Origin of the sequence: Capnocytophaga sp. oral taxon 324 str. F0483 (assembly GCF_000318315.2) — a bacterium.
Classification (GTDB): Bacteria; Bacteroidota; Bacteroidia; order Flavobacteriales; family Flavobacteriaceae; genus Capnocytophaga; species Capnocytophaga ochracea.
The window spans coordinates 64,105-80,699 of record NZ_KB291482.1 but is presented as its reverse complement, the minus strand read 5'-3'; the positions used below and the strand labels follow the sequence as shown (position 1 = coordinate 80,699).

The window sequence follows — 16,595 nt, the reverse complement described above, 5'->3', positions numbered from 1 at the left end:
ATATGATGACATTGATGAAAAAAATTGCCCTCTCATTGCTCTTAATGATGACTGTGGCAGTCTTTGCGCAACAAAAGCCAAAGATTCGTATTTTAGCTACTGGCGGTACTATCGCTGGAGTAAGTAAATCGAATACTGAAACCAACTATAAAGCTGGTGAGCTCGGTATTTATCAACTCTTGGAAGCAGTGCCCGAAGTGAAGAATGTAGCCAATGTAAGTGGTGAACAGATTGTGAAAATCGGTTCACAAGATATGAACGATGAGGTATGGCTCACCCTTGCCAAACGCATCAACCAGCTCTTAAACAAAGAAGGGTATGATGGTGTGGTAATTACTCACGGTACCGATACAATGGAAGAAACCGCCTACTTCCTCAACCTTACCGTACACAGCAAAAAACCTGTGGTAATGGTAGGAGCAATGCGTCCTGCTACCGGTATGAGTGCCGATGGTCCTCTAAACCTCTATAACGCAGTAGTAACTGCTGCCGATAAAAATGCTATGGGGCGTGGAGTAATGGTTTGTATGAACGATATTGTACTTGATGCTAAAGATGTGATTAAAACCAATACTACAGCTGTCGAAACTTTCCAAGGTGCTAACTATGGCAAATTGGCATACATTCACAACGGTAAGGTATTCTTTAATCGTACTCCTGAAAACAAACACACTTATCAATCAGTGTTTAATGTTGATAATTTGAAACAATTGCCTAAAGTAGGTATCGTATACAGTTATTCTAACGTATCCGAATTGCCAATGAAAGCTTTTATGGACGCTAAATTCGATGGTATTGTACACGCAGGAGTAGGTAATGGTAACCTCTATCACACTATTTTCGATTTGGCAGTAAAAGCTAGAGAGCAAGGCATTCAGTTTGTGCGTTCTTCACGCGTACCTACAGGAGCAACAACTCTCGATGCCGAAGTAGACGATGCTAAATATCAATTTGTAGCTTCACAAACACTCAACCCACAAAAAGCTCGTGTTCTATTGATGTTGGCACTCACTAAAACTAAGGATTGGAAACAAATCCAAAAATACTTTAATGAATATTAAGATTTAGTCTTTAATCGTTAGTACTTAGCTAACGATTAAAGACTAACAATTAACGACTAATTTATACTATGAAAAAAATATTATTGGCAATGAGCCTTCTGGTAGGAGGTGTTGCCACTGCACAACAAGATTTGCAAGACCAAATCAACCAATTGAGGGCAGAAATCGACCAGTTAAAAGCTACTGCTCCTGCGCCTCTACCTATGTCACAAGATGGAGAAGAAAACCCTATTCATAAGAAGTTTAATATGTACTTCAACTTTCAATCGAGCTTTGATCTTGAAAAAGTAAAAGACCAAGATATGACTGCTCAATTCAAAGCGCGCCAATTGCGATTGGAGGTTCGAGGTGATATTACCGACCGTATTTTCTATCGCTTCCGTCATCGTTTGAACAAATCAAATGCAGCAACTTCTTTGGATAATCTCGCCAAAGCTACCGATATGCTCTATGCAGGTTTCCGTTTAGACGATAAATGGGCACTCACTGCAGGTAAAATGTGCCAAGCGTGGGGAGGTTTTGAGTTTGACCTAAACCCAATGAACATCTATGAATACTCTGATTTCATTGAAAATATGGATAACTTTATGTTAGGAGCAATGATAACCTATGCACCTAATAAAAACCACGAGTTCAATTTGCAGATTACTGATGTACGCAATGATAGCTTTGAAACACTTTATGGAACAGCTACGAATACTATTAATGCAAGCAAAGCTCCTCTTACTTATATTTTTAATTGGAATGGTAACTTGTTTGACAATCTTATCCAAACTCGTTGGGGAGGAGGTTTGCAAAGTGAAGCCGACGGCTATAACAACTGGATGTTGATGTTGGGTACAAAGCTCAATTTACCTAAGTTCCAAGTCTTCTTTGATTATATGATGGCTAATGAACAATTGGATAGATTGAAATATACTCCGATGAGTAGCACAGTACTTGTAAAAGATGCCAAGTACAACAGTTTTGTACTAAAAGCAGAATATCAACCTATTCCTCAACTCAATATCTTTGCACAAGGTTTATATGAAACTGCTAAAAATGACCTTACTGATAATAAAATGACGGGTATAGGTTATTTTGCAGGGGTTGAATATTTGCCTTTTGAAAAGCAAGATTTGCGTTTCTTCTTGGCTTATATAGGACGAGCATATGATTATGAACACCAACCGCTTTCTCCTATGTTAGATAAAAATAGAGTAAGTATCGGTTTGATGTACCGTATTAAGGCATTTTAGTGAATAGTGGATATAGCTGTTAAACATATTACATTACAACAATTCTCCACACCTGTACGTGTGGAGAATTATTGTGTATTTATATTTCGAGGAGAAGGAACTATTGCCGTAGATACGGTACCCTATCCCTATGAAGGTAATACACTACTTTTTCTATCACCTTATCAATATTTTCAATGGGTAGAAGGTACTGCGAATGATAGCCTACTGTTGGAATTCCACGGTGATTTCTACTGTATTGAGTACCATAAGAAAGAAGTAGCCTGTAACGGACTCCTATTTAACGCTATCTTCTTGCATCCTCATATCAAGGTTACTGATAAACGTTTTGCTGAAATAATAACTCTTTTTGAACGTATAGAAGACGAAAGCAAAACGCCTTCCCTTTATTCAGAATCAGTACTCAAATCATACTTGCAACTTATTTTGGCTTTAGCAAGTAAAGAAAAAAGCCTATTGTTAGAGCATACCTCTCTTAAAACTGAACATCATTTAGCTAACGACTTCCAAAAACTCTTAGAAGACCATTTTATTACAGAACGCAACGTGTCCTTTTATGCATCAGCATTATGTCTTACTCCCGATAGTTTTAGCAAGAAAATAAAAACACTTTTAGGAAAAACACCTAATAAACTCATACAAGAACGTGTAGTGCTCGAAGCTAAAAAACTGCTTCATCTCACCTATAAATCTATTAAAGAAGTAGCCTTTGAACTCAACTTTGAAGATGAGTTTTATTTCAGTAGGTTTTTTAAGAAAAATGTAGGTCTCTCACCCAAACACTTCCGAAAAAAGGTGGGAATCTCTATCGTTGCCTAGCCTAAAACGGAAAAGTCTATGAAATAACCTTTTTTATCCATTCGAGATACAAAATAATGCCCTATCTTTGCCCCCGCAAATAAAAAGTTAATTTTAAATATTAAATCACTATGCAAAAATTATTATCATTTTTAGCCGATAGCGAACGTTGCTTTGTAAACTTTATCAGAGTCGCTATTTTTATTGTAATGGCTTGGATTGGTGGGCTTAAAGTGTGCCAGTACGAAGCCGATGGTATTGTTCCCTTTGTAACGAATAGCCCGTTTATGAGTTTCTTCTATAACAATTCAGGCAAAACTGCCATTGATGAGAACGGCGTGACAGGTGAAGCAAACAAAGGTAAAGAAGTAGCCCAATACAAGCTACACAAGAATCCTGAAGGGAAGATGGTAAAAACTAATATTGAATGGCATAAAGAGAACGGTACTTATGTGTTCTCATATGGTTTAGGAGCTTTTATTTGTTTGATAGGGTTGCTTACTTTACTTGGTATTTGGTCGCCTAAAATAGGGGTGATAGGAGGCTTACTTACTTTCGGTATGAGTATAGTTACCCTCTCTTTCCTCATCACGACTCCTGAGGTGTATGTGCCTAACTTAGGTGGAGATATACCTACACCTGCTTATGGATTCCCTTATCTATCGGGAGCGGGACGTTTAGTATTGAAAGATATTATTATGTCGGCAGGTGGATTGATAGCAGCCTCAGAAGCTGCTCGCCGATTGCTAAAAAAGAATTAGAATTTAGGAAAATATTAATTCTATCATCTAATTATAAGGGCTGTCTACTTTGCGGTAGACAGCCCTTTATATAATAAGTAAAGTGGGATTATTTATCTTCAAAAGTCCAATCGCCACGCACTTTAAGCACTTGTTCTATAATATCGCGCACAGCTCCCTGTCCGCCTTCAAGATGCGAAATATAATCGGATACGGCTCTTACTTCGGGCACGGCATCTACGGGGCAAATAGCCAATCCTGCTCGCTTCATTGGAGGGATATCGGGCATATCGTCACCCATATAAAGTATTTGTTCTCTTTTAAGATGTTTTTCCTTTTGGTATTTCAAAAAGGTTTCGAGCTTTTGGTGACGGAGCATAAAGATATCTTTTACACCGAGGTTTTCGAAGCGTTTTTGTACGCCTACGTTACCTCCTCCTGTAATGATACATATGGTGTACCCTTTGGCGATAGCTGTTTTTACTGCAAATCCGTCCTTCATATTCATACTGCGCAATAGGTCGCCATCGTTATTTACAAACACTTGAGTATTGGTAAATACGCCATCAACATCAAAAATAAAAGTTGTGATGTTCTTTAAACGTTCTTTATAGTTCTTTCTTTCCATAGGTGTTTATTATTGATTTTGTAATTATATTGTATATTTCTTGTTCATAACCTGCAAGCAAAGCCAAATGGTTAGCAATAGTTTGAGTGTCGCCACGTCGTGCGGGTCCTGTTTGTGCTTCGAGGGCGGGCATAGTTTGGAGTTTTTCGAAAGTATTTTTGAGCAAAGGTTCTAATATTTCAAAAGGAATGGCGTGTGCCTCGCATATTCTTTGACTGATAGCCACCAAATGATTGGTGAAATTATTAACGAAAACAGCCGATAGGTGCATTATACTGCGTTGGTAACTACTGAGCAGATACACTTTTGTGGAAAGCTTTTGAGCTAATGGGTATAGAAATCTTTCCATATCCTCAGTATGTTCAGCCTCTAAACAAAAAGGAATGTTTGAAAAATCGACCTGAGTGCTTTTTGAAAAGGATTGTAAAGGGTAAAACACGCCACGTCGGTTTTTGGGTGAGAGTACCTCCATAGGGGTATTGCCAGAGGTGTGCACTACCAATTGCCCCTCGAAAGGAAGGAAGGCTGAAACTTCACTAATAGCTTCGTCTTTCACGGCTATAATACATATATCGGTGGGGCGCAAGTCGGTAAGGCTGTGAATCTTATCTACCTGAAAATCATTAAACTCAGGGCTAAATTCACTACGGTTATACAACTGCCGAAGGTGCACCTCAGGGAGCTGATAGAGAACTTTGGTGAGGTGATAAGCCACATTGCCTCCTCCTATGATACTAATATTAATAGCCATATTGACTGCAAAAAAAATGTTAAAAATTGCTTTTTCGCCAATATTCTTCAAAAAAAGACAAGGTTCTGTTTTTTCACCTCAAAAATACAAAAGGTTGATAATCAATGAATGTTTTTAGTTCTTATCTTTTACTTTACCTCTACTTTACTCGAACCTAAGACGAAGGTAAGACGAACCTAAGACGAAGCTAAGGCGAAGGAAAGAGGGTATTAAGCTGAATATCAAACGGAAAAAAGCTGCTTTTAGTTTATTGAGAAAAAAATGTTAAAATTGCGTTTTTGGCGAAAAAAACGCAAAAAAATAAATATTATATATTCAGTAAGGGCACAAAGGTAGGAAAATAAAAGCAAATGACAAATTTTATAGAAAAAGTATATAGATTCATTTATTTTGTATATATTTGCAAAAAAATAGGGCTCATTGTATTATCTGCTGGGCAGATATGAATAGAATAAAATACTTCTTTTGTTGATTTTCAATGGATAAGAAGATTAAGTATTAGTTAGATTGCCAATTGTAAAAAACGGATTGTCAATGAATTTATTTAGAAGATTATTTAAAGGGAATGATATAAAAAGTGAAGATGAAGTACGCAAGTTAAATGAACAGCTTCCTGCTGATGAGCAATTTGCGATGAACTTTACTAAAAATGGCGGAAGGTTTATTTATTGCACTACCGAAATACAGGTGCAAGAGGTTTTTCGGCACATACTGAAAGAGTTGGGCGTATATGTGAAGATGAGTAGTAATGCTTCTCACACTATTAAAACGATGTTTGAAGAACACACGCCACTGTTTACTGCTGATATCGAAACTTCGAACGTGTATTTGACGGATTGTGAGTATCTTATCACTACTTTGGGCGGGATTATGCTCTCTTCGCATCAGTTGAGACATAAGAATATCAATGAATTACCTGAAATATTTATTGTCTTTGCCAAAACGAGTCAGATGGTGAGAGATATCCCTGAAGGAATGAGAGGCATAAAGAATAAATATCCGCAACAATTTCCTACGGGGCTCATTACGCTACAAAGTTTCACCGATGACCCTGAGAAGAATAGTATCAACCATTACGGCACGAGTTCTAAGAGGACGTACCTGATACTCTTAGAAGATTTACCTATTGATAAATAATAATTTATGAACGAACTCTTCAAAAGAACTATTACAGGCTTTATTTATGTTTTTCTATTGCTATCGGCGATTATGCTCAATGCTGATGCTTTTGACTTCTTGTTTTTATCCTTTGGTATTATTTGTTTATTTGAGTTTAAAAGGCTTATCAGATTAAAGGAATTGCATATATTTTTACTTTTTTTGTTGGTTTGGTGGCTGTTTATTCACTTAAAAACTTATCCTTTCTCGGTTTATATACTGCTTTTGGCTACTTTGCTTGCCAATATATACCTCACGATGATGCTTTTCAACGAAAAAACGCCTATCCGCAAGCAAAGTAACAATACTAAACTGCTTATTAGTCTACTGTATATAGGAGGAGGTTGTATATTTATGCCTCTGATTTACAAATATGAGAATAATCCGAATCCTAATTATTTTTATCAGAATATATTCAGCAACGAGTCGCAAATTACGATGATAGGACTGTTGTGTATTATATGGGCGAGTGATAGTTTTGCGTACCTTACTGGCAAAGCCTTTGGCAAACACAAGCTCTTTGAGCGTATTTCGCCTAAGAAAACTATTGAGGGTTTTGTGGGCGGACTCATAGGGGCGATGCTTATCGCTACGGCTATTTCGTATTACAGTGGCAGACCACTATGGCAATGGCTTATGTTGGCAGTGATTTTGGTGGTTACCGGTGCGGTAGGCGACCTGGTAGAGTCTAGCTTTAAACGAACTGCTAAAGTAAAAGACAGCGGGACGATACTGCCAGGACACGGAGGTTTACTCGACCGCCTGGATAGCCTTATTTTTGCCTCGCCTTTTGCGTACTTAACGCTACTAATTTTTGACCTTTTTTGATGATGAAATTCTACAAATATCAAGGAACAGGGAACGATTTTGTGATGATAGACAATCGCAAAGGGGTATTTCCTAAAGATAACGAAACGCTTGTGGCACAATTGTGTCATAGGCGTTTTGGCATTGGAGCCGATGGATTGATATTGCTTGAGAACGACCCGCAGTATGATTTCCGTATGGTGTATTACAATTCTGACGGGCGTGAAAGTACGATGTGTGGCAATGGTGGGCGCTGTGTGGTGGCTTTTGCGAAACGATTGGGTATTATAGAACACGAAACACTATTTATAGCTGTAGATGGGGAGCATCGTGCTACGATTGAAGGGGATAGCTACGTGTGCTTGCAAATGAAAAATGTAACTGAGGTAGAAGAACACAAAGGCTACGTATTCTTAAATACAGGGTCACCTCACCACGTGCAATGGGTGGAAGAGGTAGATACCGTAGACGTGAAAAGCGAAGGAGCTACTATACGTTATGGAGAACTTTATGCTACTCAGGGCGGTAGTAACGTGAATTTTGTGAGCAAAGGAGAGAAAGGCTTTAAAGTGCGTACCTATGAGCGTGGAGTGGAAGATGAAACTTACTCTTGCGGTACAGGGGTTACAGCCGTAGCGATTGCCCTTTATCACATAGGAGAAACCGATGCACAACAGATTACCCTGCACACTCGAGGAGGTGACTTGCAAGTGGCTTTCGATAGAGTGGGAGAGGGGTATGAGAATATCTATTTGAGTGGTAGTGTTCAATTCGTGTTTGAAGGAACAATAGAAGAGTTAAAAGGTAAAGAATGATAAAGTTAAGAGCGTTAGAACCTGAGGATATAGATTTCTTGTATCAGTTAGAAAACGAAGAAGCCTTGTGGGAGGTGAGTGACACCCAATTGCCTTTTGCTAAGCATTTGCTACAAGATTATATACGGAATGCCCAACAGGATATTTACGAAGCTAAGCAGTATCGCTATGTTATAGCGTTTGAAGAGGGAACGCCTATGGGCTGTGTAGATTTATACAATTTTAGTCCGAAGCACCGTAGAGCAGCTGTGGGAATAGCTCTTTTGCCCGTCTATCGAGGGAAAGGTTATGCCAAAGAAGCCTTGCAACAGTTGATAGCTCATACACAACAATACTTAGACTTACACCAACTGATTGCTTATATCCCTGCTGATAATGAGGTGAGTATACTCCTTTTTGAGGGAGTAGGATTTAGTTGCAGTGGTGTACAAAAAGACTGGCTTTACAGTCAAGGAGTTTATAAAGATATGTTATTATACCAAAATATTTTCAGATAAGTCATAAAAATGATACGAGATATAATCACTTATTTAGAGACTATTAACCCTATACTTGCTGCTTTATACGCTACCATTTTCACGTGGAGTGTAACAGCTTTGGGGGCTACAGTGGTATTCTTTTTTAAGAAAGAAAACAAGACCGTGTTAGATGGTATGTTAGGCTTTACAGGAGGGGTGATGCTGGCAGCCAGTGTGTGGAGTTTGATAATACCCTCAATTAATATGACAGAAGGTGAAGGCTTTATAAAGGTTCTACCTGCTACGGTAGGGATATTTATGGGGGCACTTTTTCTTTATATATTAGATAAGTTATTACCACACTTTCACGCCAACTTCAAACAAACAGAAGGTATTAAAACCGATTGGCAAAAAACTACTTTGCTTATTTTAGCCATCACCTTGCACAACATTCCCGAAGGATTGGCGGTAGGGGTACTCTTTGGAGGAGTAGCCGCTGGTATTCCCGAAGCCTCTATTGCGGGAGCGGTAACCCTTGCCATCGGTATTGGACTACAGAACTTTCCTGAAGGAATAGCCGTAGCGATGCCACTCAGACGTATGGGGGTGAGCAGATGTAAGAGCTTTTTTTATGGGCAGCTTTCGGCTATTGTAGAGCCCATAGCAGGGGTATTGGGTGCTTTTGCAGTACTCTTTTTTACTCCGATACTTCCTTATGCCCTTGCTTTTGCGGCAGGAGCTATGATTTATGTGGTCATAGAAGAGGTAATACCTGAAGCCCAGCAAAATGAGAACACCGATGTTTCTACCATAGGCTTTTTAATAGGTTTTGTAGTGATGATGGCAATGGACGTGGTATTGGGCTAACAAATATTTCTTTACAGATGTTTGTGTGATACTGAAAAAAAGCATATATTTGCCCAGAAATAGAAGCAATGAGAAGAGTATTAAACATTAAATAATTTTAATATGCAAAGAGACATTGATATTTTTGAACTAATTGAAGACGAAAGAGAGCGCCAAGAGTTGGGGATTGAGCTCATCGCTTCAGAGAATTTTGTGAGCGACCAAGTAATGGAAGCAGCAGGTTCGGTACTGACTAACAAATATGCTGAAGGTTATCCAGGCAAGCGTTACTACGGCGGTTGTGAAGTAATTGATGAAATAGAGCAAATAGCTATTAACCGTGCTAAAGCGCTTTTTGGTGCTAAATATGCCAATGTACAACCTCATAGCGGTTCGCAAGCTAATGCGGCAGTTTATGCTACTTGTCTCAAACCTGGTGATAAAATTCTCGGTTTCGACCTCTCACACGGCGGACACCTTACACACGGATCTCCTGTGAATTTCTCAGGTAGATTGTACGAACCTGTATTTTATGGGGTAGAAAAGGAAACAGGAAGACTCAATTACAACAATATATTAGAAATAGCGGAACGAGAGCGCCCTAAAATGATAGTAGCAGGAGCTTCGGCGTATTCTCGTGATATCGATTTTAAATGCTTTAGGGAAATAGCCGATAAGGTAGGTGCTATTCTCTTTGCTGATATTGCACACCCTGCGGGGCTTATAGCCAAAGGACTCTTGAACGACCCTATCCCGTATTGTCATATTGTAACTACTACTACTCATAAAACACTGCGAGGGCCTCGAGGAGGACTTATCTTGATGGGTAAAGATTTTGAGAACCCTTTTGGTATAAAGACTCCTAAGGGAGAAGTGCGAATGATGTCGTCACTTATAGACAGTGCGGTATTCCCAGGTAACCAAGGAGGTCCTTTGGAACATATCATCGCAGCAAAAGCGGTTGCCTTTGGTGAAGCACTCTCCGATGATTTTCTCTATTACGCTATACAAGTGCAAAAGAATGCGCGTAAATTAGCATCTGTTCTTTTAGCAAAAGGCTATGATATCATCTCTAAAGGAACTGACAATCACCTAATGCTTATTGATTTGCGCAATAAAGATGTAAGTGGTAAAGAAGCAGAAGAAGCCCTTGGTAAAGCAGATATTACTGTGAACAAGAATATGGTGCCTTTTGATACTCGCTCGCCTTTTGTAACCAGTGGTATTAGGGTGGGAGTATCAGCAATCACTACTCGTGGACTGAAAGAAGCTGATATGGAACGCATTGCCGACTTTATAGACCGTGCGATTACTAATCGAGATAATGATGAAGTGCTTGAAGAAATAGCAGAAGAAGTAAATATGTTTATGGAAGACAGACCTTTGTTTGCATATTAGTAAATTATAGGCTACTTATATAAAGTATAAACATAGGCTCTTACTAAGTTTTTAGGACTTAGTAAGAGCTTTTTTGTTGTACAGTTTCGTAGAAAAAGTAACAATAGTTGAGAAGAAAAAGAAAATATTACTCAAAATATTTTGTATGTGAAAAATTTTCCCTACTTTTGCACCCCGAAAATCACTAACGAAACAATTATAAAACTCAAAATGTACAAACATTTAACTATTAAGTTATCGCTATTTATTTTACTATTTCTATTTGTAAAAGGACAAGCACAGTCGTGTGATGAAAACGTATTAAAAGGGTTGGAAAGAACCCGTATTTATTACCATAAAGAAGTAACCAAAGACAGTAATGCTTCATTCTTCATTAAAAACCCTCTGAAAGGTACTACGTATTCATTTATAGATAAGGCAACTGGTGTTGCTTATAGCAAACTTTACACAGGTATGCCTGAGGAACTCACTATTGAGATTCCAGTAGGGAAGGTAACTACTGAGCAGAGCTTTATATTTAGGGCTACCAACGGCGATTGTGCTTATCAATCGTTGGACAATCGCGATGTTAATAAGCGATATTATGTAATTACCCCCAATACTCAACTCAAACTTTCTCTCAGTGTCGAACATGAATGGTGTGCACACTCAGGAGCAGTGCATATGAATATGGTGGGTGATGATAATGCCAATTACAATTTCTTCTTCAAAAAGCCTAATGGCAATTTTGAGCAATTGGCAGGACATTCTTATACTAGTTTAGATGCGGGTACCTACGAAGTAAAAGCGGTAAACAAGAATGACAGTAGTAAAACCTATACACAAAAAGTAAAAATAGAGAAGCTTACCAAACATGTCGATTTTCAATTGAGTAGTGTAGCCGATGTGTGTACTGGCAAAATGGCTATTTATGTAGATACTAAAAAAGGAAAGGCAGGAGGTTCAGTTGATAACAGTTATCCCCTATTTTTTACTTTGCTCAAAAATAATGTAGAGATAAAAAATCAAACTTCTTCTATATTTAAAGATGTAGAAGAAGGAGCTACCTATGAAGTGCGTGTGTACGATGCCTGTGGTACCAGTGGTGGTAACTTTTCTACTCAAACTTACAAAGTCACCAAAAGATTAGGGTTCTTCAAGGTTACTAATCACAGTGGCTTCTCGCCTAAAGCCGATTGTCCTTATATGGTTTCGTTTACCTCGGAACTCTACGTGAAAGATGCAAGAGAAATGGTTGAAAAGAACTTGATTCCTTATCCACTTGCTTTTACTTTTGAGATGACTTCTCCTTCTAATAAGGTGTATCACTTCTCTTTTGTGGTGAATAACCAGCAAGAGTTAGAAGATACTTTTAATGTGAGTAGCAATAGTTTCGCACTAAGGCCTCTCAAACTTTCTAACAACAATATTCCTTATGAGGCGGGCAAATGGAAACTTAAAGGGACTTATACTATTTGTGGCAAACAGAATGTTATCCCTGAAACTGAAAAAGAGGTCTTTTTGCCTATTACAGGGGTAGGGATAGGTACTGCTCAAGACGATTTGGCTATTAATTGTAGAAACCAAAAACTCGTTCTTACTAATAGTAATTATGTACAAACTTTAAAGAACTTCTATACAGTGTTAGAAAAAGCTCCTGCTGGATTTGATTATCAAGCGGCAGGTTTTTATAAAATAACGACTTCTAATCCTCATTTGCAAAACAAATGGGTGAAATTCTTTGAAAGTGCTGATGGTAAAAAAACATTATTGCCTGCAAAGTTTGTAGAAGAAGGTAGTAATTACAAATTTAAAGTGGTAGACGAATGTACGAATACTACTAAAGACCTCAGTTATACAGGTTACGCTACTAGTCAAGGGCGTTTTACATTAGAGGCTAAAACCTATGCTACTTGTAGTAGTCCTTCGGGAACTCCCGATGATAATTCTCTTTGGAAAGAGGTTGTACTCCAAAGGGGAAATATTGCCGATGGTACCATTACCAAAGTTGAAATTATTTCCTATGAAAAAGATAGTCGCTTTGCCGACTATAGTGCCTTAATGCCTGTTACATTGCCTATCGATATTACCGAAGCCTATAGATCGGGAGCACAACAGTGGAGAATAAAGCTCCCCGCAGGAGTTTACAATGTGCGATGGTCGGGGTCGTGTAATAAAACAGAAACTCTAAAAGTGCAAACCGGAGGTACTGAGAGCACTACCTTTGAATGGCAAGACGGTTGTAATCCTAAATTGATAGTGAAAAGAAATACTTCTTATTCGCTTACAGAGGGAATACAGTATATTTTAGAACGCTATGAGACTAAAGAAAACCGATGGGCATCGGTTACTTATGGTTATTATGGAGGAGATACTTTTCTTGATGCGAGAAGAGATAGATTTGAGTTCAATATCCCGAATCCTCAACAAGGTAAATATCGCGTCTTACGCATTATACAACCCGATAGTAGAAATAGATTTAAAGAATGTACCCGTGTAGTAGCTGAACACGAATTTACCGAAGGTGAAATGCAACAGCCTAAAGGAGTACGTATGGATTGCTCGGCAATAGGAGGAACTCAAAAATATCATATAGCCATTATTCCACAAGGGGGAGTGCCTCCTTATACTTTTGAACTATCGGAAGCTGAGATAGATGGTAGCACTACGAATGCTGTGTATCAAAATAATGCCGATAACAATTTCTTTATCAATATAGATGCTTCTAAACCTCAGGCTCGCTATAAGTTTTTGGTAAAAGATTCTTGTGGCAAAGGGAAAGTGTATGAAGAGACTCTTTCACAAATTGCGCCTCTTGCTGTACAGAAAAACCAAGACTACTATTGTGTGGGATCTAAAGGAGTACTATCAGTGCCACAAATAAGTGGCGTTAGTTATCAGTGGTATCGCAACGATCAGCCTGCAACGGTGTTGAGTACAAACAATGAGCTTGTTATAAACAACCTTACTCAAGCCGATCTCGACAATACTTTTAGCTTGAAGCTAACACTTACTCATATTACCGACCCTAATGTAAAAAACTGTATAGAGCAAAATCTCAATGGTTTTGACACTATTCGTTTCAATGCTCACGCTCCTTATAGCCAAACTTATAAAGCTCCTATAGCAGTTAATAGAGTGGAGTGTTTAGACGAAACAAATAATAGTGTTAATAACATTTACGATGTAAATAAGCTGTTTAAAAACGTTCCTACTTCTTTTGAAAGTGGCGTTTCTTACGATATAATTGATAAGGATGGATTGATTTCTACTACCAAAATGGATTATGTGGGTATAAAAGATATGATTAAAATGAGTCCGGCACTTGTAGGAAAACATACTTTTATATACCGCATAAAATCAGCTTGTGGATCTGTGATTACACAAACGGAAGCTACTTTAGAAGTAAAAACTTATAAAGGAATTCCTGCTACAAGTATAAATGTTTGTGAAGCTACCAAAACATTGGCTGAACTCGAAACGATTATTAAAAATACAAACGCAGGTATAACAACATCTATATTTGGTAATAACTTTGAGTTTCAGTGGTATCCTACTTCCGCAGATGCAATTAATGAAACGAATAGAATTACCGCTCCATCGCTGTCTCTATCCGAAGGGAATAATCAGTATTACATAAAAGGGAAACACGTAGGCGATAGTTTCTGTTTTTCATCTCCTGCACAAGTGAATATCACGCGTCTTTTCTCATCTTCTAAAGGTGATAAAACCATAACACTTTGTGAAGGAGCTACCGTAACCGACTTGAAGAAAGAAATTGCTAAGCCATCTACTTCCGATGTAAATAAAGTAGCTGTTTATAAGGGTACAACCCTACTTTCTAACGATGATGTGTTACAAACAGGCATCCAGTATACTTATACGTATAAAGTGGGCACTTGTGAAACACCTTCGGCTAACATAAGTCTCACCCTCACCCCTATAACTCCCATACCTCCAGTAGAGAGTGTAACAGTTTGTGATTACGAGGTGGAAAATCTATCTTATTATACTACTTATGCTGTGGTAATGAATTACCTTCAAGCGAAGTATGCAGGTAAGACAGTTAAATTGTATCGAAGTTTTGGACCTAATTATATTCCTCAGGTAAAACCTACTGATAAAATATATCTGAATAATGATAGTTTTTCGTATACTTTGCAAGAAGCAGGAAAATGTGAATCAGCTAAACAGAAAATCATCGTTGTAGCCGATATTAATCGTGCTATAGCTACTTCGGTAGCTATAAGTGTGTGTGAAGAAGATAAAGTATCGACTATAAGAGCTAAATTAACAGGAAATAATATCAAAATCTATAAAAGATTAAAGACAAACTCTCAGCAGGCTGTTCTATCTATGGAAGTTAATGACAATGATAATATAGATTGGACAGCAGGTATGGAATATTTCTATACTATAAAAAACACAGGAGATACTTGTGAAAGTAGAAAAGAAAGGATATACCTTTCAAAATCATTAGGAGGTAAAACTTTAGCACAGCCAGTCTCTTTATCATTGTGCAATAGCAATGCTACTATAGGGGATTTGAAAGTAGCCTTGCAGGGTAATGAAGTGAAAATCTATACACTTAATGGTCAAAATAAATATGTAGAGGAAGCAGATGCTACAGCTCTTAATGCTGTTACCAATTATTACTACACCCTTCGCGATATTGGGAAATGTGTGAGTGAAAAGGCTCCTATTACCTTTACACTTTTGCAGCGTCCTGCCACTCCTACAGTTACCCAAACTACCCAATCTTTCTGTAGTAATGCCACCATAGCTTCCTTGCAACCGCAAGGTGCTAATATAGTATGGTATGCTACAGCTACCAGCACAACACCTCTAGCAAATACAACACCTTTGGTAGCGGGTAGTACTTATTATGTAGCTCAGAGAAATGGCAGTTGTGAAAGTCTCCGTGCAGCAGTGAATGTAGTCTATAGCAATACATTAAGCCTTACTGTACCAGCACCTTTAACCATTGCTTGCGATGATGCTAACATAGCAACAACTGTAGGCAATTGGCTCAACCAAGCTACAGTTACCGATACTTGTGGTACGGCTACCCTTACCCACAACTACACTGCGGTGAAACCGACGGATTGGTGTAACACTTCGATAGTAACTATTACCTTTGTAGGTAAAGACCCATTAGGCAACACCGTTACCAAAACAAGCACTATCAAAGTATTGCAAATTGATGCTGTAGACGATACGCATACGGGTATCATCAATGGAGGCAATGGAGCTAATGATGTGATTGATGTATTGCAAAATGATAGAGTAGGAGGTACACAAGCTACTATAAGCAATGTACAGCTTACGATAGTAACCCCTGCTACTGGAGGAACTAATGTACCAACTCTTGATATCGCTACAGGTAAAATATCAGTACCTGCAGGCACTAAATCGGGCACTTATACTATTCAGTACAAAATCTGTCATACCGAAAATAGTATAACCGTTTGCGACACAGCCACAGCTACTGTAAAAGTAGGCAGTACGCCAATTGTTGCCAAAGCTGATACTTATACGATAACCAATGGTACTAGCACAACAATTACCACCAGTACGGTATTAGATAACGATAAACTCGGCACTAAAACGCCAACCACTACCGATGTGATTCTTACCGTAGTAACTACCACCACCGATGTAGTAGGAGCGACTAAAACGCCTACGCTCAACAACAATGGTACTGTTACGGTACCTTCGGGAACTAAATCGGGTACTTATGAGATAGTGTATAGCATCTGTGAGCGTTTGAACCCTGATAATTGTGCAACAGCCACAGCTACTGTAAAAGTAGGCAGTACGCCAATTGTTGCCAAAGCCGATACTTATATGATAACCAATGGTACTAGCACAACAACTACCACCGGTACGGTATTAGATAACGATAAACTCGGCACTAA

The 16,595-nt window shown here is 38.4% G+C and carries 13 protein-coding genes; 11 read left to right on the top strand and 2 right to left on the bottom strand.

Going from position 1 to position 16,595, the window contains the following annotated elements; genetic code table 11:
* The first annotated feature begins 2 nt into the window (after positions 1 to 2).
* From ansB to HMPREF9072_RS00870, 4 genes are all read left to right on the top strand, one after another.
* Positions 3 to 1,061 carry an L-asparaginase 2 gene (gene ansB, locus HMPREF9072_RS00885; protein WP_009410063.1) on the top strand — a complete coding sequence of 353 codons (1,059 nt, stop codon included), beginning with the start codon at positions 3 to 5 and terminating at the stop codon, positions 1,059 to 1,061.
* Positions 1,062 to 1,129: 68 nt separating this feature from the next.
* Complete coding sequence (locus HMPREF9072_RS00880) at positions 1,130 to 2,299, top strand: OprO/OprP family phosphate-selective porin (protein WP_009410062.1); 1,170 nt, start codon at positions 1,130 to 1,132, stop codon at positions 2,297 to 2,299.
* A gap of 6 nt (positions 2,300 to 2,305) precedes the next feature.
* A complete protein-coding gene (locus tag HMPREF9072_RS00875) occupies positions 2,306 to 3,118 on the top strand; it encodes an AraC family transcriptional regulator (protein WP_009410061.1) in 813 nt (270 codons plus the stop codon).
* A 110-nt stretch (positions 3,119 to 3,228) separates the two neighbouring features.
* Positions 3,229 to 3,858, top strand: coding sequence for a DUF417 family protein (locus tag HMPREF9072_RS00870; protein ID WP_009410060.1), 630 nt, complete (start codon positions 3,229 to 3,231; stop codon positions 3,856 to 3,858).
* An 88-nt stretch (positions 3,859 to 3,946) separates the two neighbouring features.
* Here the strand turns inward: HMPREF9072_RS00870 and HMPREF9072_RS00865 are convergent, their stop codons facing one another.
* Both HMPREF9072_RS00865 and HMPREF9072_RS00860 read right to left on the bottom strand, forming a co-directional pair.
* Positions 3,947 to 4,465: an HAD family hydrolase gene (locus HMPREF9072_RS00865; RefSeq protein ID WP_002671200.1), complete on the bottom strand. Its 519-nt coding sequence runs from the start codon at positions 4,463 to 4,465 to the stop codon at positions 3,947 to 3,949.
* Positions 4,446 to 5,216: a Rossmann-like and DUF2520 domain-containing protein gene (locus tag HMPREF9072_RS00860; protein ID WP_034565960.1), complete on the bottom strand. Its 771-nt coding sequence runs from the start codon at positions 5,214 to 5,216 to the stop codon at positions 4,446 to 4,448. Before HMPREF9072_RS00860 ends, HMPREF9072_RS00865 begins: the two co-directional genes overlap by 20 nt.
* Positions 5,217 to 5,750: 534 nt before the next feature.
* Here HMPREF9072_RS00860 and HMPREF9072_RS00855 point away from each other — a divergent pair.
* From HMPREF9072_RS00855 to HMPREF9072_RS00825, 7 genes are all read left to right on the top strand, one after another.
* Positions 5,751 to 6,353 carry an LUD domain-containing protein gene (locus HMPREF9072_RS00855; protein ID WP_009410058.1) on the top strand — a complete coding sequence of 201 codons (603 nt, stop codon included), beginning with the start codon at positions 5,751 to 5,753 and terminating at the stop codon, positions 6,351 to 6,353.
* Positions 6,354 to 6,359: 6 nt separating this feature from the next.
* Positions 6,360 to 7,202 (top strand): phosphatidate cytidylyltransferase, encoded by an 843-nt coding sequence (locus HMPREF9072_RS00850; RefSeq protein ID WP_009410057.1) that lies wholly within the window; start codon positions 6,360 to 6,362, stop codon positions 7,200 to 7,202.
* The gene (dapF, locus tag HMPREF9072_RS00845; RefSeq protein ID WP_009410056.1) at positions 7,202 to 7,996 is read left to right on the top strand and encodes a diaminopimelate epimerase; all 795 of its coding nucleotides are present in this window, start codon (positions 7,202 to 7,204) and stop codon (positions 7,994 to 7,996) included. The genes HMPREF9072_RS00850 and dapF overlap by 1 nt, the downstream gene beginning before the upstream one ends.
* Positions 7,993 to 8,493 carry a GNAT family N-acetyltransferase gene (locus HMPREF9072_RS00840; RefSeq protein ID WP_009410055.1) on the top strand — a complete coding sequence of 167 codons (501 nt, stop codon included), beginning with the start codon at positions 7,993 to 7,995 and terminating at the stop codon, positions 8,491 to 8,493. The genes dapF and HMPREF9072_RS00840 overlap by 4 nt, the downstream gene beginning before the upstream one ends.
* Positions 8,494 to 8,502: 9 nt before the next feature.
* Positions 8,503 to 9,321: a ZIP family metal transporter gene (locus HMPREF9072_RS00835; RefSeq protein WP_009410054.1), complete on the top strand. Its 819-nt coding sequence runs from the start codon at positions 8,503 to 8,505 to the stop codon at positions 9,319 to 9,321.
* A gap of 102 nt (positions 9,322 to 9,423) precedes the next feature.
* Positions 9,424 to 10,698 carry a serine hydroxymethyltransferase gene (glyA, locus tag HMPREF9072_RS00830; RefSeq protein ID WP_009410053.1) on the top strand — a complete coding sequence of 425 codons (1,275 nt, stop codon included), beginning with the start codon at positions 9,424 to 9,426 and terminating at the stop codon, positions 10,696 to 10,698.
* A gap of 210 nt (positions 10,699 to 10,908) precedes the next feature.
* A partial coding sequence (locus HMPREF9072_RS00825) for a hypothetical protein (protein ID WP_009410052.1) occupies positions 10,909 to 16,595 on the top strand: 5,687 nt, incomplete at its 3' end.